Source organism: Anaeromassilibacillus sp. An172, from assembly GCF_002160515.1.
In the GTDB taxonomy this organism is placed as follows: Bacteria; Bacillota; Clostridia; order Oscillospirales; family Acutalibacteraceae; genus Limousia; species Limousia pullorum.
Window position 1 is genome coordinate 34,176 of the sequence record NZ_NFKS01000005.1, and the last position, 20,691, is coordinate 54,866.

At 39.7% G+C, this 20,691-nt stretch carries 17 protein-coding genes and 2 pseudogenes; 1 reads left to right on the forward strand and 18 read right to left on the reverse strand.

Annotated elements, in window-relative coordinates:
* Nucleotides 1-53: 53 nt before the first annotated feature.
* From B5F08_RS03730 to lysA, 3 genes are all read right to left on the reverse strand, one after another.
* Nucleotides 54-3,824, reverse strand: coding sequence for a discoidin domain-containing protein (locus tag B5F08_RS03730; protein ID WP_158096206.1), 3,771 nt, complete (start codon nucleotides 3,822-3,824; stop codon nucleotides 54-56).
* A gap of 213 nt (nucleotides 3,825-4,037) precedes the next feature.
* Nucleotides 4,038-4,703 carry a Crp/Fnr family transcriptional regulator gene (locus B5F08_RS03735; protein WP_087376507.1) on the reverse strand — a complete coding sequence of 222 codons (666 nt, stop codon included), beginning with the start codon at nucleotides 4,701-4,703 and terminating at the stop codon, nucleotides 4,038-4,040.
* A gap of 28 nt (nucleotides 4,704-4,731) precedes the next feature.
* Nucleotides 4,732-6,036: a diaminopimelate decarboxylase gene (gene lysA / locus B5F08_RS03740; RefSeq protein WP_087376509.1), complete on the reverse strand. Its 1,305-nt coding sequence runs from the start codon at nucleotides 6,034-6,036 to the stop codon at nucleotides 4,732-4,734.
* Here lysA and B5F08_RS13740 point away from each other — a divergent pair.
* Nucleotides 6,017-6,079, forward strand: a pseudogene (locus tag B5F08_RS13740) (hypothetical protein); the annotation flags it as partial. The gene lysA and the pseudogene B5F08_RS13740 overlap by 20 nt on opposite strands.
* Here the strand turns inward: B5F08_RS13740 and yihA are convergent.
* The 15 genes and pseudogenes from yihA to B5F08_RS03815 form a co-directional block, all read right to left on the reverse strand.
* Nucleotides 6,053-6,649, reverse strand: a pseudogene (gene yihA / locus B5F08_RS03745) (ribosome biogenesis GTP-binding protein YihA/YsxC); the annotation flags it as partial. The pseudogenes B5F08_RS13740 and yihA overlap by 27 nt on opposite strands.
* Nucleotides 6,646-9,057 carry an endopeptidase La gene (lon, locus tag B5F08_RS03750; protein WP_087376513.1) on the reverse strand — a complete coding sequence of 804 codons (2,412 nt, stop codon included), beginning with the start codon at nucleotides 9,055-9,057 and terminating at the stop codon, nucleotides 6,646-6,648. The pseudogene yihA and the gene lon, both read right to left, overlap by 4 nt.
* A gap of 93 nt (nucleotides 9,058-9,150) precedes the next feature.
* Nucleotides 9,151-10,476 (reverse strand): ATP-dependent Clp protease ATP-binding subunit ClpX, encoded by a 1,326-nt coding sequence (gene clpX / locus B5F08_RS03755; protein WP_087376515.1) that lies wholly within the window; start codon nucleotides 10,474-10,476, stop codon nucleotides 9,151-9,153.
* Between the two features lie 14 nt (nucleotides 10,477-10,490).
* Entirely contained in the window at nucleotides 10,491-11,072 is a 582-nt protein-coding gene (gene clpP / locus B5F08_RS03760; protein WP_087376517.1) for an ATP-dependent Clp endopeptidase proteolytic subunit ClpP, read from the reverse strand.
* 181 nt (nucleotides 11,073-11,253) lie between these two features.
* The gene (gene tig, locus B5F08_RS03765) at nucleotides 11,254-12,531 is read right to left on the reverse strand and encodes a trigger factor (protein ID WP_087376519.1); all 1,278 of its coding nucleotides are present in this window, start codon (nucleotides 12,529-12,531) and stop codon (nucleotides 11,254-11,256) included.
* A 102-nt stretch (nucleotides 12,532-12,633) separates the two neighbouring features.
* Nucleotides 12,634-13,326: a metallophosphoesterase gene (locus B5F08_RS03770; protein ID WP_087376521.1), complete on the reverse strand. Its 693-nt coding sequence runs from the start codon at nucleotides 13,324-13,326 to the stop codon at nucleotides 12,634-12,636.
* Nucleotides 13,326-14,834, reverse strand: a complete 1,509-nt coding sequence (thrC, locus tag B5F08_RS03775; RefSeq protein ID WP_087376523.1) for a threonine synthase — start codon at nucleotides 14,832-14,834, stop codon at nucleotides 13,326-13,328. The genes B5F08_RS03770 and thrC overlap by 1 nt, the downstream gene beginning before the upstream one ends.
* Before the next feature lie 63 nt (nucleotides 14,835-14,897).
* Nucleotides 14,898-15,887, reverse strand: coding sequence for a dipeptidase (locus B5F08_RS03780; RefSeq protein ID WP_087376525.1), 990 nt, complete (start codon nucleotides 15,885-15,887; stop codon nucleotides 14,898-14,900).
* Nucleotides 15,874-16,278 (reverse strand): YraN family protein, encoded by a 405-nt coding sequence (locus B5F08_RS03785; RefSeq protein ID WP_242968252.1) that lies wholly within the window; start codon nucleotides 16,276-16,278, stop codon nucleotides 15,874-15,876. The genes B5F08_RS03780 and B5F08_RS03785 overlap by 14 nt, the downstream gene beginning before the upstream one ends.
* A 24-nt stretch (nucleotides 16,279-16,302) precedes the next feature.
* Entirely contained in the window at nucleotides 16,303-16,902 is a 600-nt protein-coding gene (locus B5F08_RS03790) for a ribonuclease HII (protein ID WP_087376527.1), read from the reverse strand.
* 7 nt (nucleotides 16,903-16,909) lie between these two features.
* Nucleotides 16,910-17,782: a ribosome biogenesis GTPase YlqF gene (ylqF, locus tag B5F08_RS03795; protein WP_087376529.1), complete on the reverse strand. Its 873-nt coding sequence runs from the start codon at nucleotides 17,780-17,782 to the stop codon at nucleotides 16,910-16,912.
* 80 nt (nucleotides 17,783-17,862) lie between these two features.
* Complete coding sequence (lepB, locus tag B5F08_RS03800) at nucleotides 17,863-18,495, reverse strand: signal peptidase I (RefSeq protein ID WP_087376531.1); 633 nt, start codon at nucleotides 18,493-18,495, stop codon at nucleotides 17,863-17,865.
* Nucleotides 18,496-18,575: 80 nt separating this feature from the next.
* On the reverse strand, nucleotides 18,576-19,154 hold the full coding sequence (gene lepB / locus B5F08_RS03805) for a signal peptidase I (RefSeq protein ID WP_087376533.1): 579 nt from the start codon (nucleotides 19,152-19,154) through the stop codon (nucleotides 18,576-18,578).
* Nucleotides 19,155-19,228: 74 nt separating this feature from the next.
* On the reverse strand, nucleotides 19,229-19,576 hold the full coding sequence (rplS, locus tag B5F08_RS03810) for a 50S ribosomal protein L19 (protein ID WP_087376535.1): 348 nt from the start codon (nucleotides 19,574-19,576) through the stop codon (nucleotides 19,229-19,231).
* A 186-nt stretch (nucleotides 19,577-19,762) separates the two neighbouring features.
* Nucleotides 19,763-20,683 (reverse strand): RluA family pseudouridine synthase, encoded by a 921-nt coding sequence (locus B5F08_RS03815; RefSeq protein WP_087376537.1) that lies wholly within the window; start codon nucleotides 20,681-20,683, stop codon nucleotides 19,763-19,765.
* Nucleotides 20,684-20,691 lie beyond the last annotated feature (8 nt).

A 20,691-nucleotide genomic window follows, 5' to 3' on the forward strand; every position in this document is an offset into this window, starting at 1 on the left:
GCAATAATTATTTAACCTTCTAGTTAAATAATCAAATTAAATGTTAATTAATATTAAACTGTCTTTCCAAAAATGTCAGATGCACCTGTGAGATATGTCTGAATTATAGTTGCGTCTTCAATATCAACACTACCATCCAAATCTATATCTGAGTACTTACTATATGTATCTGCATTATCTATAGTTTTTCCGGATACGATAAGCTGAATAATTGTTGCATCAGAAACTGTAACATTACCGCTTCCGTCAATATCTCCGCCACGAATAACAACTGCGTTCATTGCAGCAAGTGCAGATGCAGCTGCGTCATACTCTTCCTGTGTTCCGCCGTTTTCAAGAAGCTCTGCTGCCTTATTATAAGCCTCTGCAAACTTCTCGTTATTCATGATATCAGCATATTCTGCAATTACTTCATCAGCGTTTGCCTTTGCATTGTTAAGACCTTCAGCATTACTTGCATCCATCTGGTTGTGGAGATAGAATTCAGCAGCAGAACCGTAGTTATTCTTACCAGCTTTAACTGTGATCTTAATATCAGTAGCAGAAATAATAGAATCAAAGTTAACCTTCTTTGTTGAAGAATCAGCAGCCCAATTTACAGAAGTGATTTCAGTCCATTCATTTACACCTGCTTCTGTGTTCTTGTAATAGAATGTTGCAGATGTAATGTAACCGTTATCGCCTGACTGTCTTGGAACATATGTTATAGCTCCAACATCCAGTGTTGTTCCTTCGTTAGCGTGAATTTCGATGTTAGCAGGAAGTGCCTGCATTGGTGTGTAATTTGAATGCCAGAATGTATTGAGATTGTTATCAAATGCATAGGAAATTGGTCCTTCAGATCCTGCAGCAGGGTTCTGGTTATCACACTCAACTGTGAAACTGTCATTTGAAATAATTGTCTCGTCTGGTGCATTGAGATTATCAGCCTTTACATAATCAACAAGACCGATAAATGCATTTGTCTTGCTTCCTATTCTATTGAATGGTGATGAAAGTGTAGCTCTCATCGCAAGACCTGCTGTTGATCCAAGTGAATCAACCAGTTCACCATTTACATAAAGACTTGCAAAGTTCTGCTCTCCCTTAAATGTAAGTGTTACCCACTCACCTACAGGAAGTTCATAGTCAAATGTATAAGTACGTGCGCCTCTTACAAAGCCAACCTTTCCTGTATCAGCCTGAACAGCCTGAATTGCATATTTACCTGCACCGTTAGCAGGCTGATAATCACTTTCAAAGAGTATCTGCTCTTCGTTAGAATAGCTGGTTCTCTTAACTCTTATTGTAAGATTTGTATCAACTGGGAGATACTCGATTGGTGTTTCTACATAGCTTGTATCACCGTTGAGAACCAGAGCCTGATTACCTTCAGCAATGTCTGTATATGTTACATTCTCAGAGTTATCTGTAAGATTATAGCCGTTTCCGGTTACATCTGTGCCTGTGCCATCATCAAAAGTATACTCAGCAAATGTCTTGTCATTAGCTGTTGTCTCTACTTCATTGTAAGGATTTGTGCCAGGAGCTGTTGAAGTTTCCTCAAATGTTTCTGCCAACTCAGTAGCTGTTTTCTCAGTTCCTTCACCCCAGAGCTTCTCACTGAAAGCTGCTACTGGCTTATAGAATCTGTCAAAGTCATCATACTCATAGATACCATTATCTCTTGTGTCGATGCAGTCGTTCCAAATAGCATAAGCGCCACCGAGCATCTGATCTTCAGTTTCAGCAATTGTTGTTCCGCCGATTACGTTTGGCTTCCAATTGTTGTATATGCTTGTTGGGTTGAGATAATCGTAGTAGTAGTTTGCACCAGGAACAATATAAACACTTCCGTCGTTGATGTTGATAAGGTCGTAACCCTGTTCAAGCATAGCCTTAGGATTAGCCCAACCTGTGTTCCAGATATACATCTGAACATCATCAGAGTATACAGGTGTTGTACCTGTGATAGTTGAAAGGCTTCCCCAAATTCTTACAGTTCTGCCCTTTTCCTGCTGGATGTACTTAAGGATAGTATCTGCAAACTTTCTGTAATCTTCATTATTGTGTGTGTACTCGTCAGCACCAACATTTACAGTTGTCAGTTCGTCAAATACAGGATTTTCTCCGTCCAAATACTCATCCCAGATATCCTTAATAAGTTCTGTAGATTCAGGATTTGAAAGATCAAAATGGTCTGCATATGAGCGGCCGCTTCCGTTTATATAATCAACCGCAAGTTCATCAAATACAGATGTGATTGCAAGAGAGTGTGCAGGGAAGTCAAACTCAGGAACAATATTTACACCGATTGCTCTTGAATCTGTAATCAACTGTCTGAATTCATCCTTAGTATAGTAAAGGTCCTCAGCTGTGATACCTTCGCCCTCGTCGTTTGTTATATCACTTTCCATACGGAATGCAGAATATGCATCAAGAGGATCAAGACCTGCGTTTACATAGTCCTCAAGGAATATAAGGTTATCGTTAAGGTGAAGCTCAAAGTCATTAAGCTTGTACCAAGACATTGTCTTAGCGATATCGTAGATTGTTTCCATTTCGATTGGAATTCTGCCGACGTCAAGCATAAATCCTCTGATTTCATACTTAGGATAGTCTCTCATCTCACCCTGTGGAATTGTTGTTCCGTTCTGCTTGAGAATCTGGAGGAATGTCACTGTTGCCCAGCGAGCACCTGTAGCTGTATTAGCAGTTACATAAGCTGCACCGTCAGCTATATTCACATAGTAACCTTCGTCACGAAGATTCATTGTGTCTTCTGCATCAAGAGCAAGATAGAAGTCACCAGCGGCAACATCTTCTTTTGTGCCTGCTGTAACAGCAAGTTCCATGCCTGTAACTTCAAGATAATCAGCAGCAAACAAATCAGCTGTTGCTTTAAGATCCTCAGAAGCATATACAACCTTACTGCTCTCAGTAATTGTCATATCGCCTGTTGAGCCAATCCATTCTGCGATTTCTGGAATTACAACCGGCTTAGCATTATTCTCTTCAGCTGAAGCAGCAACCTTTCCAGGAACTGTAACTGTCAAATCAGCTGTTCTCTTTGTTTCTTGTCCGTCAGTTACCTCATAAGCAACTTTCACCTGCTTGTCTACGAGAGGAGTTGCAATGTTACCTTCAGGTGTAATAACATTATCATAGTTACTGCCTGCAAATGTAACTTTAAAGCCCTCTGGAACTTCAGGAAGTGGAACAGTTGTGTCGTCAGCTGTGATTTCAGGAGCAGTTATAGAATTTACTAATTCTGCAAGTGTATGGTCTGAAATTACAAGTGGTTCTGCAAAAAGTCCAATTTCAAAAATTGAAATTGTATTCCAAGTTACCTCTTTGCCTGATTCGTCCTGTCCTCTATCGGCGAAATCTTTAATGTAAATTCTAAAATATCTACCTGTTGCAGGAGTATCAAAATTTACCTTTGTATTCCAGCCATCATAAAGTTCAGTACTTGAATAGCTGTAAGCTACTTTCCAAGAATCTGCAGCAGCTGTGTCTGAATACTGAATCTCGAAACTTTTTACAGTATTTCTCTCCCAGTGTATAGTTGCAGCAGCAATCTCTGTTGGCTCGCCCATGTCGATCTGAACCCAGTGAGGTGCGTTAGCAACAGCACTTGCCCAACGGGTTGAATCGCTTCCGTCAACGGTTTTCGGTGCAGCAAAATCATTTGTTTCACTGCTGTCAGCAGTAGCTGTTTTGCCTGTTGCCAAATTTGTGTTCTCTGCTGCCGATGAACTAAAGGAAATCATTGAAAACATTCCCATTATCATCGTCAAAGCCAGCAAAACAGATAATGCTTTTTTTGTGATATTTTTTTGCATTTTGTTTTTCTCCTTTCTCATAATAAATGCTAAAATTGGCACGTATGCCACTTACAATATATAGTATATCACAACAAAAAAAAGACAACAATAGTTAAAATGTATATTTTTTATATATTTTTTTGTGCACTTATTACAATCACAAAAATAATATGTGTAAAAAGCCGGATACCACTGAATTCAGTAATATCCGGCTCTTAAATAAACTTATTTTTATTGGTTTCTTACCAGGTTTTGCAGATATTTTTTGTTAATTATCTCAACAGCACCTCGGTTTATACTTACAACACCATCTTCCGCAAAACTCTTAAGCATCCTGCTTACGACTTCTCTGGCGCTTCCTATTTCTTTGGCTATGTCACCATGAGTTGTTTTAATTACATTGGTATTTTTCCTGTTCATTTCATCCAGTAAATAAATAGCAAGACGTTTATCAAATCCCATAAATAGAATTTGCTGCATTGCCCACATAGTATCAGAAAATCTTTCAGCTGTAATCCTCAGCATAAAATTTTCTGCATATACATTTGTTTTCATTACAGAAGAAAATGCCGCAGGAGATATAAGTAAAAGACTGCAATCCTCCCTGGCGTCTACAAAAACATCAAAAGTTATCTGAGAAAGGACACAGGAAGCTGAAAGAACACAAACATCATTTTCATAAAGATTATAAAGAGTAACTTCTCTGCCTTCATCTGACAATATATAAGTACGCAGACTCCCTTTTAAAATAACAAGGACTCCAAGACATTCTTCAGAAGCACTGTAAACATGACTGCCTTTTTTATAATTAACAGTTTTGCAGTTATCCTTAAGCAATGTCTGTTCCTCTTTATTCAATTTTTCCCAAAAAGGCAAATAATCTTCAAGTTTATGCATAAAAATCAGCCACCTATCAAATTCAATATCAGATATCGTTTCTTATAATATCTTCATAGGATTCTCTTTTAACAATAACTCTGCTTTCTCCATCCTTAACCATTACAATGGCAGGTCTCGGATTTCTATTATAATTAGAAGCCATGGAATAGTTATATGCTCCTGTTGAGAGAACCGCTATAACATCTCCGTCATCAGGCTTTGCAATCATGCAGTTTTCCTGAACCAGGTCACCGCTCTCACAGCACTTACCTGCAATAGTAGCTTTATAGTCAGCGTCTTTATCTGCCTTTGATGCATTTATTACAGTATATGCAGAACCGTAAAGAGCGTATCTGATATTGTCAGTCATACCGCCGTCAATAGCTACATAACTGCGGACATTTGGTATTTCCTTTACTGAACCAACTGTGTAAAGAGTTACACCGGCTTCACCTACAATTGATCTGCCCGGCTCAATGTATATATAAGGAACAGGAATATTGTGCTCTTCAGCCTTTGCCTTTATAGCCTTAGAAACAGCTTCCATATATTTCTCATATGCAACAGGCTTATCGCTGTCCACATATTTTATACCGAAACCGCCGCCCAGGTTTAACTCTGTTATCTGATGTCCAAGCTCATTTTTGATTTTTGCAATAAAGTCCATCATAATTTCAGCAGCTGCAACAAAAGGAGCAATATCAAAAATCTGTGAACCTATATGGCAGTGAAGTTCGGTAAAATTAAGGTTTTTAGCTTTCAAAACCTCTTTTACACCTTCAAAAGCTTCTCCTGTTTCAAGGGCAAATCCAAACTTGGAGTCGATTTGACCTGTTCTGATAAAGTCGTGTGTATGAGCGTCAACACCGGGCTTAATTCTCATGGAAACATTTACTGTTTTACCGAATTTCTCAGCTGCATTATTAACTCTCTGGATTTCGCTGAGGTTGTCCATAACGATTTTGCCAACACCGGCCTCAACAGCCATTTCTATCTCGTCTACAGTCTTGTTATTTCCGTGGAAATGTATTTTTTCAGCTGGATAACCTGCCTTCAAAGCTGTGTAAATTTCACCGCCTGAAACAACATCAAGACCTATATTTTCCTGTTTTGCTATTCTGCACATTTCCATACAGCAAAGAGCCTTTGAAGCATAAAGAGGAAGACCGTTTCCGTCATAATATTTTTTGAAAGACTGCAAATATTCTCTGCAAATATTTCTAATCATAGTTTCGTCGAGAACATATAAAGGTGTTCCGTATTTTTCGGCAAGCTCCAAGCAGTCACATCCGCCAACTTCTAAATGACCTTTGGAATTAACTTTTACACTGTTGTTAAAATTATTCTTCATCAAATTCTTCTGTCCTTTCAGTGGAATAAAAATCATCTACACATTCATCTATAACATTTCTTATTTCCTCTGCGCCCTCTCCGTTAAGAGCAGAAAAAGGAAAAAGTGAAATTCCCTCATACTCTCCCAATTCTGTTTTGAGTTCTTCCATTCTCTTTATAAACTGGGACTTTTTAAGCTTGTCCTTTTTAGTGAGAACAATAATAAAAGGAAAACCATTTTCAACAAGGAAATTTATCATATGCATATCATCTGCAGATGGTTTATGTCTTATGTCAACTATCTGAACCACAAGACAAAAGTTTCTGTCCTGGGCAAAATAGCCCTCCATAAGCTCTGACCAGCGTTCTTTTTCTGAACGTGAAACTTTAGCATATCCGTAACCGGGCAAGTCCACAAGATGAAATCTGTCAACGCTGAAAAAGTTTATTGTTGCGGTCTTTCCCGGAGTTGCGCTTACACGAGCCAAGGCCTTTCTGTTTACAAGCTTGTTAATGAGGGAGGATTTTCCAACATTGGAACGTCCTGAAAATACAATCTCCGGCTTTTCAGAAGGCGGAAGCTGTGAGGAAGTTCCCGCAGCAAACTCAAATTTCACATTATTTATGTTCAAAGGGTAACCTCCTTCATACTTTCGTCAATACCACTTGCATTAAGTGATTTTTTTGTCTTTTTTCTGCCCGATGGGGTTTTTTCTGTTTTATCTAAAACAGCGATTTTCAACACTTCTTTTATATCGGAAACCGGTATAAAAGTCACATTGTTTTTAACATCTTCGTCAATTTCAGCTAAATCTCGGCTGTTTTCTTTCGGGATAATTACGGTTTTAATCCCGTTTTTATAGGCTGCCATACTCTTCTCGTTAAGTCCGCCGATAGGTAGAACCTTTCCTCTAAGTGTTATCTCACCTGTCATAGCGACGTCGTGTCTAACCTTTTTGTTTGACAAGGCTGAATACAGAGCAGTAGCCATTGTGATACCGGCAGAAGGTCCGTCCTTTGGAACAGCACCCTCAGGCGCATGAATGTGGATATCCTTTGTTGAATAAAACATAGGATCTATGTTCAATTCATCCGCATGACTTCTGATACATGTAACGGCAGTTTTTGCAGACTCCTTCATAACATCGCCCAAAGATCCTGTAAGTTCGATTTTACCTGTTCCCTGCATCACTGCAATTTCAATAGGCAAAAGCTCTCCGCCAACGGAAGTCCATGCAAGGCCGTTTACATATCCAACTTCATCTTTATTTGATTTTTCAGAATCGCTGTACTTTGCAGGTCCCAGCAGTTCTTCCAAATCTTTATTTGAAATAGTAATCTTCTCAATATCCTCTGTGAGCTTCTTATAAACAGACTTTCTCATAACGGAAGCTATTGTTCTTTCAAGATTTCTAACGCCGGCTTCTTTTGTATAGTTGTTTATAATAATCTCAACAGCTTTAGGTGTAAACTTAAAATCTTTAGCATTTAATCCGCAGTTTTTAAGCTGTTTTGGAATCAGATGCTTTTTCGCAATATTGATTTTCTCAACAAGGGTATAGCTTGGAAGTTCTATAACCTCCATTCTGTCCCTCAAAGGTGCAGGGATTGTTGAGTAATCGTTTGCCGTTGTCACGAACATAACGTCAGACAAATCAAAAGGCAAGTCTATGTAGTGGTCAGTGAATGTGTTGTTCTGCTCGCTGTCCAAAACCTCCAGAAGAGCCGATGTTGGGTCGCCTTTATAGTCGGAAGCAAGCTTATCAATCTCATCAAGAACAATAAGCGGATTCATAGTTCCTGCCTGCTTCATTGCATTTATTATGCGTCCCGGCATTGAACCCACATATGTGCGTCTGTGACCTCTGATTTCTGCTTCATCTCTCACGCCGCCCAAAGCAACTCTCGCATATTTTTTACCTATCGCCTCAGCAACTGATTTTGCAATAGAAGTTTTTCCAACGCCTGGAGGGCCTAAAAGGCAGATTATCTGGCCTTTCATATCCGGAGCATTTTTCTTAACTGCCAAATACTCCAAAAATCTCTCTTTTACTTTTTTCAAACCGTAATGGTTTTTATCAAGGGACTCAGCTACTCTTTTCAAATCTATATCGTCTTCTGAGTACACATTCCATGGAAGTTCAAGGCATGTGTCAAGATAAGTTCTTATAACCGCAGCTTCCTGACTCATAAACGGAGTTTTATCAAGTTTAGCGCACTCTTTCAAAAGAGTTGTTTCAACCTCTTCGGGAAGCTTCAGCTCTCTTATCTTCTCTTCGTACTCACGTATTTCATCGTCAGGTTCGTCCTCGCCCAGCTCGCTTTTGATTATCTGGAGCTGTTCACGGAGCATGTATTCCTTTTGACTTTCGTCAATTTTCGCCCTCGCTTTATCGGTAAGCTCTCTTTCTATTTTTAAAAGATATACTTCATTTGTGAGAAAATCAAGTATAAACTCAAGTCTTTCTGTAACATCTTTAGTAGCAAGTATTCTCTGCTTGCTTTCAAATCCCGCCTGAATATTTGCTGCGATAAAATCTGAAAAATCATCGGCATTCTTGGCATTTTGAGATTTGTATAATATATCTGACGGCATTTTAGGCATATATTTCAGATATTCCTCGAAAACATTTCTAACTGATCTGACCAATGCCAAATTCATTACCGTTGTCTTGTTTTTAATATATTTTACCGGCTCAACTATGGCAGAAATAAACTCGCCGTCTGCATTATATTCCTTAATTTCAGCACGATACTGGCCTTCAATTACAACTCTCACCATATTTTCAGGCTGCTTAACAAGCTGTACTATTTTTGCCACTACACCTGTTTCAAAAACGTCATCTTTCAGAGGAGCATCTATTGCAGGGTCTTTCTGTGCAACCACAAAAATATGCTGGTCTGAACCCATTGCGCTGTATAATGCGTTTACGGATTTTTCCCTTGCCACATCGAAATGTATAAGCATACCAGGGAAAATAACAAGTCCTCTGAGAGGCAAAACCGGCATGATAGAAGTCATACCTTCCTGTACATTCATATCATTGCCTCCTAACTTTAAAATTTCTAAAATAAATAAAATCCACAAAAGCTGTATGTTGAAAAAAGTACAACACACAGCTTCCATACTTAATTAAGATGCGGAATTGCCGGAGATATCGTCATCGTTTTTACCATCTTCAAGGCTTTTGACAGTTTTCACCGCAATTTTACGCTTTGATTTCTTTTTAATAACCGGATTATCGGTATGATTAACCACTCCGGCTGTTATTGTAATTCTCTCAATATCAGGGTCGGAAGGAGTTTCAAACATCAATTTCATCAATGTATCTTCCATTATTCCTCTAAGACCTCTGGCTCCGGTGTGCTGTTCGCAGGCTTTCTTTGCAATAGCAAGAAGAGCACCCTTTTCAAAATCAAGTTCAACACCGTCAAGCTCAAAAATCTTCTTATACTGTTTAACAATGGAATTTTTAGGCTCTGTCAAAATTCTTACAAGAGCATTTTCATCCAGACCGCTTAAAGAAGTGATAACCGGAAGTCTGCCCACAAGCTCAGGAATAATTCCGAACTTTACAAGGTCGTGAGCAATAACATCCTTCATCCAGTCTGTGGAATCAAGCTCAACCTTAGACTTGATATCTGCTCCAAATCCCATTGCAGAAGAACCAAGACGTCTTTCAACTATCTTTTCAAGACCTTCAAAAGCTCCGCCGCAAATAAAGAGAATATTTTTTGTGTTTATCTGCAAGAATTCCTGCTGTGGATGCTTTCTGCCTCCCTGTGGAGGAACATTGGCAACTGTGCCTTCCAAAATTTTCAGCAGCGCCTGCTGAACTCCTTCACCGCTTACATCTCTTGTTATAGATGGGTTTTCGGATTTTCTTGCAATTTTATCAATTTCATCAATATAGATTATACCGTTTTCAGCCGCCTGAATATCATAATCAGCCGCCTGAATCAGCTTGAGAAGAATGTTTTCAACATCTTCGCCCACATAACCTGCTTCGGTAAGTGTTGTGGCGTCCGCAATAGCAAAGGGAACGTCAAGAGCTTTTGCCAAAGTCTGTGCAAGCAATGTTTTACCAACACCGGTAGGTCCCAGCAAAAGCACATTACTCTTAGCAAAGTCCACATCCTCGTCGTGGTTTAAAATACGCTTATAGTGATTATAAACCGCAACACTCAATGTGATTTTGGCACTGTCCTGACCAATAACATAATCGTCAAGGATAGCTTTCAGTTCCTTTGGCTTTAAAAGATGTGAATTATCAAATACAACCTCGTTATCTTCGTGGTTATGAGCTGCCATTTCTCCGTCTTCAATTATAGACATACACAGCTCAACACACTGGTCGCAGATATATACCCCGTTGCCTGCGATCATTCTTCCGGCAAGCTCCTGTGGTTTGCCGCAAAAAGAACATCTCACCTGCTGATCATTTTTTTTACTGGGCATCAATTAAACCTCTCTTATCTTTTCTCAATAACTTTGTCAATAAGTCCATACTCCAAAGCCTGCTGAGCGGTCATAAAGTTGTCACGCTCTGTGTCACGAGCAATCACATCAAAAGGCTGTCCTGTATTCTTTGCAAGAATTTCATTAAGACGCTTTTTAGTGTGAAGAATGTGCTTTGTATGGATTTCAATGTCAGTTGCCTGACCCTGTGCGCCGCCGCTTGGCTGGTGAATCATAATATCACTGTTTGGAAGAGCCATTCTTTTGCCCTTTGTACCGGCAGCAAGAAGGAAAGCGCCCATGCTTGCAGCCATGCCCATGCAGATTGTAGAAACATCGCACTTGATGTACTGCATTGTGTCATAGATTGCAAGTCCGTCGGTAACAGAACCGCCCGGGCTGTTGATGTAAAAGCTTATATCCTTAGAAGGATCCTGACCCTCAAGGTAAAGAAGCTGAGCAACTATAAGACTTGCTGATGTGCTGTTAACTTCCTCATTCAGCATAATAATTCTATCATTGAGCAAGCGGGAGAAAATATCATATGAACGCTCTCCACGGCTGGTCTGCTCTACTACATAAGGTACTAAGCTCATAAATATACCATCCTTTCAGGAAAGAATTATCGGCAGCCAAACATATTTTATTCACCATTATCAGGAATAATGAACATTTTTTGTTAAACATCCATGCCGGCTGCCAAAAAATAAAAAACCATTTTATAGGCTTTTCGCAGACGCCAAAAAAGCGTCTGCGAAATATAATAATATTGCTAAATTATTTCTCGATTGCGTTCTCTCTTACGAGATCCATTGCCTTTTCTACTTTGATATCCTCAACAAGGCCATCCTTGCCGATGATTTCCTTAACCTTTTCTACATCCATTTTGTAGTTCTCTGCAAGCTTGTTGTACTCAGCCTCAATAGCCTCGTCATTAACTTCGATGTTCTCAAGCTCTGCAATCTTCTCAAGAGCAAGTCTGATCTTAACTCTCTTCTCAGCCTCTGGCTTGTACATATCCTCAAGACCCTTCATGTCCATGCCAACATATCTGAGGTATGTTTCCATATCCATGCCCTGTGAACGCAGACGCATGTCAAACTCTCTGATCATATCTCTTACCATGTTGTTGTACATAGCCTCAGGAATTTCGCCCTGAACAAGCTCGATAAGCTTTTCAACAAGCTGATTTTCCTTGTGCTTGTCAGCCTCTTCAAGAAGGCGCTTGCCGATTGTTTCCTTAAGCTCTTCCTTGTACTCTTCAAGTGTTTCCTTCTCGCTTACATCCTTAACGAAATCATCGTTAACTTCCGGAAGCTCTTTTGTCTTTATCTCGTGGAGCTTAATCTTGAACTCTGCATCCTTGCCTGCGAGATCCTCTGCCTGATAGTCCTCTGGGAACTTAACGTTGATTGAGAACTCCTCATCAGTGTTGTGTCCGCAAATCTGCTCTTCAAAGCCTGGGATAAACTGGCCTGCGCCGAGCTTGAGGTTATAGTTTTCAGCCTTGCCGCCGTCGAAAGCTTCGCCGTCAACAAATCCCTCAAAGTCAATAACAACAACGTCGCCGTTCTCTGCAGCTCTGTTATCAACAGTTACCATTCTGCTGTTTCTGTCTCTAACCTTCTCAATCTCATCGTTGATGTGGTCCTCTGTAACCTCAGTTGACTTCTTCTTAAACTCGATTCCCTTGTAGCCTTCGATTGTGATTTCTGGCTCAACAATGATTGTAGCCTTGAATGTGAAGCCCTCGTCTCCTGCTTCAACAGCCTCCAAAGCGTCTACAGCAACAAGCTTAAGGTCTGCTTCTCTAACAGCTGCTTCGAGAGCCTCTGGATAGCACTCCTGCATTGCATCATCATAGAAAACTTCTTTTCCGTACATTTTCTCGATAACAGCCTTAGGAGCCTTACCCTTACGGAATCCGTGTATGTTAATGTTTTTAACCTGCTTACGGTAAACCTTGTCGATTGCCTTTTTAAAAGCATCGCCGTCTACAGTAATCTCAAGTACATATGTGTTTGTATCAGTTTTATTGGTATTTTTTAAAGCCATTTTCATTTCCTCCTGTTTAACAACGCAATAACTATGTTAGTATAGCATATAAATAAGATTTTTGCTATAGTTTTTTTAATATTTTCAAGATTTTTTCACCGATTATCTAACCAAAAACGGTGTAAAATTTATATTATCACAGGAAATCAGTCTAAATTCTATATCCCTGTAAATTCCGTTAACCGCATATCTCTTTGCCATGGAACCGTGCAGGTGTCCATAATAGCACTTTTTTATGCCGTTTTCAATGAGCAAATCTATAATGGGTGTACATTCCTTATCCCCGAAAACCGGCGGATAGTGGAAAAAAGCAACCATTTCCTTGCAGTCAAGCTTTTTAGCGCAGTCTATGGAAGTTTTCAATCTTCCAAGCTCTCTGTTTAAAACCTTTGTGTCCTCTTCGCTTTCAGGCTCAAGACACCAGCCTCTTGTTCCGCACAAAGCAAAATCACCGCAGGAATAACTGTTGTTGAAAAGTATATTGAGGGTTTTAAATCCCATTTTTTCAATATACTCGTCCATTTTCTTTTTGGTTGCCCACCAGTAATCATGATTACCCTTTAGGATGATTTTTTTACCAGGAAGATTTTCAAGGAAGGTAAAATCCTTTTCACACTCTTCAAGCTTCATAGCCCAGGAAATATCTCCGGCAATCACCACAGTGTCATCCTCTTTTACCAGAAGACGCCAGTTTTTTTCAAGTCTTTCCACATAATCTGACCAGCCCTTAAAAATATCCATTGGCTTGTCAGTACCAATGGAAAGATGTGTGTCCGCAATAGCAAACAGTGACATCACTCTACACCAAGTACATTCAAAACGTAGCCTGCCATGTTTTCGGACTTAACCACGTCTTCAAAACGAACCTTCTTGTCCTTAATAGCCATAAGAGGCTTTGGAACCTGAGTGTTTGTAAGCTCTTTGAGCATGTCCACAATAGCGAAATCATCCTCAGGAAGATCCTTATTACCGGAAACTGCCTCCATAACAGCTCTTGAGAACTTGTATGGGCTTGCTGTTGATGCAAGAACGCAAGGAGTTTTATCGCCTGTCTCGTCAACAAACTTGCCGTAAACATTTACTGCAACCGCAGTATGTGTGTCACAGAGGTAGTTGTTCTCCTTGTACATCTTACCGATTGTTTCCTTTGTTGCAGTATCGTCGCAGTAGCCGCCATAGAAAAGCTTTTGAATCTGAGATTTAACCTCATCGTCAACAGTGTACTTACCTGTTGTTTTAAGCTCTTTAATCCACTGAGCGGTCTTTACATCGTCGTTTCCGGAAAGCTTATAGAGAAGTCTTTCAAGGTTGCTGGAAACAAGAATATCCATAGACGGTGAAACTGTAGTGTAAAAATCACGGTTTTTGTCATAAACTCCGGTGTTGATAAAATCAGTAAGAACATTGTTGGAGTTTGAAGCACAGATAAACTTGTTTACAGGCATACCCATGCAGTAGCCGTAGTAAGCTGCAAGAATATTACCGAAATTACCTGTAGGAACAACAATATTTATCTTGTCACCCATAGCTATCTTACCACTGTTAACCATATCGCAGTAAGCTGAAATATAATAAACAATCTGAGGAAGCAGTCTGCCCCAGTTAATGGAGTTTGCGCTGCTGAAAAGCATATTGTTTTTATCAAGCTTTTCAATGATTTCCTCTGTTGTAAAAATCTTCTTAACGCCTGTCTGAGCATCGTCGAAGTTGCCCTCGATTGCGCAAACATTTACATTTGAACCCTCCTGGGTGTTCATCTGTTTTTTCTGCATAGGGCTTACGCCGTCAACAGGATAGAAAACAATAATCTTTGTGTGGTCAACATCCTTAAAGCCTTCCAAAGCGGCTTTACCTGTGTCACCGGAAGTCGCAACGAGGATAACTGCGTCCTTACCGTCGCCTGTTTTCTGCAAAGATTTTGTAAGGAGATGAGGAAGAATCTGCAAAGCCATATCCTTAAAAGCGGATGTAGGGCCATGCCAAAGCTCCAAAATATTCATCTCTTTGCCGTCAAAGGTTTCTGCCTTGAGAGGAGCAGGATTGTCGCTCTCAAATTTTTCTGCTGTATAGGCGCTGTCAACACACTGAGCAATTTCTTCAGCAGTAAAATCGCTGAGGAAATCTCCTAAAATCTTTTTTGCTCTTTCGTTGTAGCTCATTTTGCAGAGATTTTCAAACACACTTTTGTCATATGCAGGAAAATCACAAGGTACAAAAAGTCCGCCCTCGCTTGAGATGCCCTGTGCAATGGCACGAGCTGCAGAAACGACTTCTTTTTTATTTTCTGTGCTGTTATATAACATAAAACCATCCTTTCGGGTTCTTTTACAGTTTCTATACAAGATAACATTGTACACCATAGAGCGCTAAATGTCAAAGTTTTCAAAAAAATTATAGGCATTTTCAAAGAAAAGTTTTGAAACCAGCCTTTCGCTGTAGTTATGTTTCAGGAAAAGCTCGTAAAGATTTTCCATACTTTCAATCCCGGTAATGCCCTTTGGCATATCTGTTCCGTCAAAATCAGAGCCAATGCACAGGTGATTTTCTCCCCCTAAAGAGAGGAAATGTTCTGTGTGTCTTAGAATGTCTTCGATTACCGATTTCTCAGGATTGTAGTTTAAAAAGCTTCGGCAAAAATTAAGACCAACAACTCCGTCCTTTTGACATATTATTTTAAATTGTTCGTCGGTAATATTTCTGGGATTATCGGTTATTTTTCTCGAATTACTGTGACTTGCGGCAATAGGAGCCGTTGAAATCTGAGCAGCCTCATAAAATAACTTATCGGAGCTGTGGGACACATCCACCACTATCCCCAATCGGTTCATTTCCCTTATAACATCTTTTCCAAGGGGTGTAAGTCCTGAATCCCTCTCCGCCTTTACGCCGCTTCCCAAAGAATTCTCACCATTCCATGTGAGAGTTATCATATTCACGCCGCAGTTTTTAAGAGCAGTTAAGTCATCAATATTTTTTATAAGTCTGCCGTTTTCCAAAGTAAAAATAACACCATGCTTCTTGTTTTCAGCTACAGACTTTAAATCGGAAAAATCACGGCAAACTGTCATATGATTTTCTTCACACTCTTTTTTAAGCTTCAGATATGCTTTATCAAACAGCTTTTTACCGTAGTCGTCAGTTACATCATCTGGAATCCAAACAGCCATACACTGAATCCACGGACAATACTTTTTACCTCTGTCAAAGGAAAGCTGAAAAGGCGGAAGCTCATCCCCCTCAAACAAAACCCCCTGAGAAAAACTGTTTTTCTGAGGTTTATAAAAGTTTTCGTTCAGTGTTTTATTTTCTGTAACAGCCCTGTACAGGGTGTCGCAGTGTAAATCAAAAAATCGCATAGTCAGACCTGCTTCCAAAAGCGTTCTTTATATGGTTTATCTCATAATTTTTTAGTTTTTCGTCGGTGTACACCTCTATGATATCATATCTCATTGGAGGCTTTATATTTTTACCTGCTAAATAACAGCAGGAAGCTTTCATTATTTTCTGTTGTTTTTTGAAGTTAACCGATACACAGGCAGGAATAACAGACCCCAGCTTTCGTGTTTTAACCTCTACAAAAACATAGGTTTTTTCATCCCTGGCTATTATATCTATTTCGGCAAATTTCAGGCGATAATTTCTTTCAACAATCTTGTAGCCTTTCTTTTTAAGGTATTTGCAGGCCTTATCTTCCCCGAATTTTCCCTTATCAAGATGATTTATTTCCTTACTGCCAAATATATTCAAAAAGCTTCCCACTATTTCACCACATCATTTCAGTATTTTCTTCAAAAAGCTGGGTCTGTGAACTTCACAAGGGCCGTATTTTTTTAATGCTTCAACATGAACTTTTGTGCCGTAGCCCTTGTGCTTTTCAAATCCGTACTGAGGATAATCAACTGCATACTGACGCAAAATTCTGTCCCTTGAAACCTTTGCAAGTATTGAAGCTGCGGCAACCGACATAGACTTTGCGTCGCCTTTCACCACTGCTTCGCAGTCTATTTCCAATGGCGGTTTTCTGTTTCCGTCTATGATGGCAAAATCCACGGGATTTTTAAGTTCTTCAACCGCTCTTTTCATGGCGAGCATTGCGGCATTTAAAATGTTTATTTCTTCAATCTCTTCAACCGTTGCAAAAGCTATAGACCAGTCAAGAGCCTGCTCTGTTATAACGTCGAAAAGAGCTTCCCTTTTCTTTTCGGTAAGCTTTTTGGAGTCGTTTACACCCTCAAGAATAAGTCCTTTAGGCAAAACAACAGCGGCGGCACATACAGGTCCCGCTAAAGGGCCTCTTCCCGCTTCATCCACTCCGCACACAAGGTTATATCCCTTTTCGTACGCTGTATTTTCATAATAAAGCCAATCCATTTTAACCTCACATATTCTCAGAAAGCTCAAGTGTTATTCTGCCAAGCTTTGCCCCTCTGAACTCATCCAAAACCATTGATGCGGCACGCTCTGTGTCTGCTTCTCCTCCGGATATAAGCATTCCTCTTTTTCTTGCCACAACCTCCAGCAGCTCATAGCCCTGCATATTTTTGTAATCAACCTCTGCAAGCTTCAGTCTTTCAACAAACTGAGGTGTGCTTTTCACTGAAAGAAACTCCAAAAGACGGGAAGCAAGCTGCTCTGTATCCACAATTTCATCCTTAACAGAGCCCATAAACGCAAGGTGTTCTCCAACTACCTTATCGTCAAATTTTGGCCACAAAACTCCCGGGGTGTCGAGAAGTTCAAAGCCCTTTGCTACTGTAAACCACTGATTACCTCTTGTAACGCCCGGTCTGTCTTCTACCTTAGCTCTGTTTTGCTTTGCAATTCTGTTTATAAATGAAGATTTTCCAACATTCGGAACTCCAACAACCATAACTCTTATGCTTCTGTTTACCATTCCTTTATTTTTCCATGCGGCAATTCTTTCTGCAAGAACCTCTTTAACTGCCGGTATAAACTTGTTAAGTCCCTTTCCGCTTTTACAGTCAACAGGAATAGCCACTATTTTATTGGCTTTAAAATATTCAATCCATCTTGCAGTTGCATTGGGGTCAGCCATATCACACTTATTTAAAAGCACAACACGTGGTTTTGAGCCGACGATTTCAGCCAAATCCGGATTTCTGCTGCTTACAGGTATTCTTGCGTCGATAATCTCTGCAACTGCGTCAACCAGCTTCAGAGATGACTGTATTTTTCTTTTGGTTTTGGTCATATGACCCGGAAACCATTGTATATTTTGAATTTCGCTCATAACTTTCCTTTCAAATCTACATATAAAATTTGAAACGGCTTTAATAAATAAAACCGTTTCATCCTAATCAATTTTAAATTTTAACCTATAACTGAAATTCTGTCAAATGGATAAACTAAAAACTGAGCTTTACCGATGATGTCGCTTTCATGTACAAGGCCGACAGCCTGGTGTCTACTGTCAACAGAAGTTTCTCTGTTGTCGCCCATAACAAAAACGTAACCGTCCGGAATTGTGGAAGGCACGTCCCACTCAATTCCTGTTGTTGTTTCGCCCTTTACATAAGGCTCGTCTATTATTTTACCATCTACCAAAACTCTGTTTTTATCTTCCTCGATAGAAATACTCTGACCGCCCACGGCAATTACCCTGGCAATCAAAGCTGTACTTTCTCCGGATTCGTTGTCGGCATTTATAACAACAACATCTCCCTGCTGTGGCGTATACAAGAAATTTGTGAGGATAATGGTGTCATTTTCAGCCAAAGTATCCTCCATAGAATCGCCCACTACAGTGACCGGACGGAAAAAGAATACAAGCAGAACCACGATTAAAATAACACAGATAACCAAACAGCGTATCCATCCAAACAAACCGCTTACGAAACCTCTTTTGTGAAGCACAACGGTTTCCATAGCATCATCGTTGTTTGCAGTACCCATATAGCTATGTTGTGTATAATCAAAATTATCATCGTATTTGTATCTGCCCATCTGATCTCCTCCTTTTTAATATAAAGGCTCTTATCTATTATAAAACAGATAAGAGTCTGTTACAATAGCTTTTAGATTTTTTACTCAATAAATCCAAATCTGTCAAAAGGAAATACCACAAAAACGGCTTTTCCAACGATATCATCAACATTTACAAGACCTATATCCTTATATCTGCTGTCCATGGATATATATCTGTTATCACCCATAACAAAAACATATCCTTCCGGAATTACCTCAGGGATTTCTGCTGTTCCCTCAATAGTTTCACTGGAAATATAAGGTTCATCAAGAACCTTTCCGTCAACAATAACCTGCTGATTTTCAAAATCAATTTCCAAGGTTTGACCTTCAGTAGCAATAACTCTCTTAACTATGGGCTTTGAATAACCATCTTCGGATTTACCCACAACAATAACATCGCCGTCTTTTGGCTGATATCCCATCTTGGTTACAATGATTTTATCTCCGCTTTCCAAGGTGTGCTGCATAGAGCGTCCGTCAACAATAACCATTGTAAAAACAAATGTAATTATCAGTATCAAAATAGACGCAGAAATTAAAACAGAACGCAAAATATCGTACACTCCGGCAACTCCGGAATTATCTAATGGTTCTATTGTTGAGTAAATCTCGTCATTTTTTTTACTTTTTTTCATGAGTACCACTTCTTTAAAAAAATTAAGCTAAAAAAGCAAAAAGGGACGGGTAAGACCGCCCCTTCCAGTAGGTTTTACTTACGGATTTCTTCCTTAACCTTAGCAGCCTTACCAACTCTGTCACGAAGATAGTACAGCTTGCTTCTTCTAACTTTACCGTGTCTAACAACCTGAATGTCCTTTACGTTTGGTGAATGTACAGGGAATACTCTCTCTACACCAACACCGTAAGAAACACGACGAACAGTAAATGTTTCAGCAACACCGCTGCCCTTTCTTGCAATAACAGTGCCTTCAAACATCTGAATTCTTTCTCTTTCGCCTTCACGGATATTAACTGAAATCTTTACAGTATCACCGATTGAAAACTCAGGGATTTCACTTTTTACAGAACTAGCTGCAATTGTCTTTAATGCGTCCATAAACATCCTCCTAATATTTTCAGACATTCGTACCCCTTTGGGCAGAGGACTGTCCGCTTCAAAATGACGGCTTTCGCCGTTATTTGAACCCCATCACAAAACGTGACGGTTTCAAACGCTCTAAAATAATACCATATAATCAGACTTTTTTCAAGTCTTTCAGGGCATTTTTTTAATATATTTCTGTCAATATCCGATTTTCTTCAATTTTTCTAAAAAATTTGAAAAATACTCCGGCAAATTTGAATCAAATTCCAAATACTCGCCGGTCACAGGATGGATAAATCCTATTTTCTTAGCATGAAGACATTGTCCTGTAAAATCATTTAAAGGCTTTCCGTAAACATCGTCACCGGCTACAGGATGTCCCATATACGCCATATGTACCCTTATCTGATGAGTTCTGCCTGTTTCAAGCTTGCAGGCTATATGAGAATAGTTTCTAAACTCCTCTAAAACCCTGTAATGTGTAACCGCATTTTTGCTGTTTTTTTCAGTAACACACATTTTCTTTCTGTCCACATGGTGCCTGCCTATTGGCGCATTTACAGTGCCCTCAGGCTCTTTAAATCTTCCGCAGACAACAGCTTCATATTCCCTGGTAAAGCTGTGCTCTTTTATCTGCTCAGCAAGTCCCTTATGAGCAAAATCTGTTTTAGCTACAATGAGCAATCCGCTGGTATTTTTATCAATTCTGTGAACTATTCCGGGACGCAAAACCCCGTTTATACCTGACAGACTGTCTTTGCAGTGATAAAGCAGCGCATTTACCAACGTTCCCTCGTAGTTTCCTGCGGCAGGATGAACCACCATTCCTTTCGGCTTATTGACAACCAAAAGGCTGTCATCTTCATAAACAATATCCAAAGGTATATTTTCCGCCTTAGCTTCGTATTCAACAGGTTCGGGGATTAAAATTTCCACTTCGTCCCCTGTTTTTATCTTATAGTTTTTAGCTGCGCTTTTTTTGTTTACAGTAACTTTTCCGTCTTCAAGAAGCAGTACCGCCGCAGACCTTGTCAAATCTTCAACCATATCTGCAAGGTATTTATCAAGTCTTGTGCCTGCTTCTGTTTCGCCGGCAGTAAAATTCAAAACTCTGTCCATTTTATAAC

Excerpts from the sequence above, each read along its gene's own strand:
- ylqF (WP_087376529.1), bottom strand. The coding sequence starts at position 17,782 with ATGAGCGAAATTCAAAATATACAATGGTTTCCGGGTCATATGACCAAA.
- rplS (WP_087376535.1), bottom strand. The coding sequence starts at position 19,576 with ATGGACGCATTAAAGACAATTGCAGCTAGTTCTGTAAAAAGTGAAATC.
- lon (WP_087376513.1), bottom strand. The coding sequence starts at position 9,057 with ATGAATGTACAGGAAGGTATGACTTCTATCATGCCGGTTTTGCCTCTC.
- thrC (WP_087376523.1), bottom strand. The coding sequence starts at position 14,834 with ATGTTATATAACAGCACAGAAAATAAAAAAGAAGTCGTTTCTGCAGCT.
- lysA (WP_087376509.1), bottom strand. The coding sequence starts at position 6,036 with ATGAAGAATAATTTTAACAACAGTGTAAAAGTTAATTCCAAAGGTCAT.
- lepB (WP_087376531.1), bottom strand. The coding sequence starts at position 18,495 with ATGGGCAGATACAAATACGATGATAATTTTGATTATACACAACATAGC.
- clpP (WP_087376517.1), bottom strand. The coding sequence starts at position 11,072 with ATGAGCTTAGTACCTTATGTAGTAGAGCAGACCAGCCGTGGAGAGCGT.
- B5F08_RS03815 (WP_087376537.1), bottom strand. The coding sequence starts at position 20,683 with ATGGACAGAGTTTTGAATTTTACTGCCGGCGAAACAGAAGCAGGCACA.
- B5F08_RS03790 (WP_087376527.1), bottom strand. The coding sequence starts at position 16,902 with ATGGATTGGCTTTATTATGAAAATACAGCGTACGAAAAGGGATATAAC.
- B5F08_RS03770 (WP_087376521.1), bottom strand. The coding sequence starts at position 13,326 with ATGTCACTGTTTGCTATTGCGGACACACATCTTTCCATTGGTACTGAC.
- B5F08_RS03780 (WP_087376525.1), bottom strand. The coding sequence starts at position 15,887 with ATGCGATTTTTTGATTTACACTGCGACACCCTGTACAGGGCTGTTACA.
- tig (WP_087376519.1), bottom strand. The coding sequence starts at position 12,531 with ATGGCTTTAAAAAATACCAATAAAACTGATACAAACACATATGTACTT.
- lepB (WP_087376533.1), bottom strand. The coding sequence starts at position 19,154 with ATGAAAAAAAGTAAAAAAAATGACGAGATTTACTCAACAATAGAACCA.
- B5F08_RS03735 (WP_087376507.1), bottom strand. The coding sequence starts at position 4,703 with ATGCATAAACTTGAAGATTATTTGCCTTTTTGGGAAAAATTGAATAAA.
- clpX (WP_087376515.1), bottom strand. The coding sequence starts at position 10,476 with ATGCCCAGTAAAAAAAATGATCAGCAGGTGAGATGTTCTTTTTGCGGC.
- B5F08_RS03730 (WP_158096206.1), bottom strand. The coding sequence starts at position 3,824 with ATGCAAAAAAATATCACAAAAAAAGCATTATCTGTTTTGCTGGCTTTG.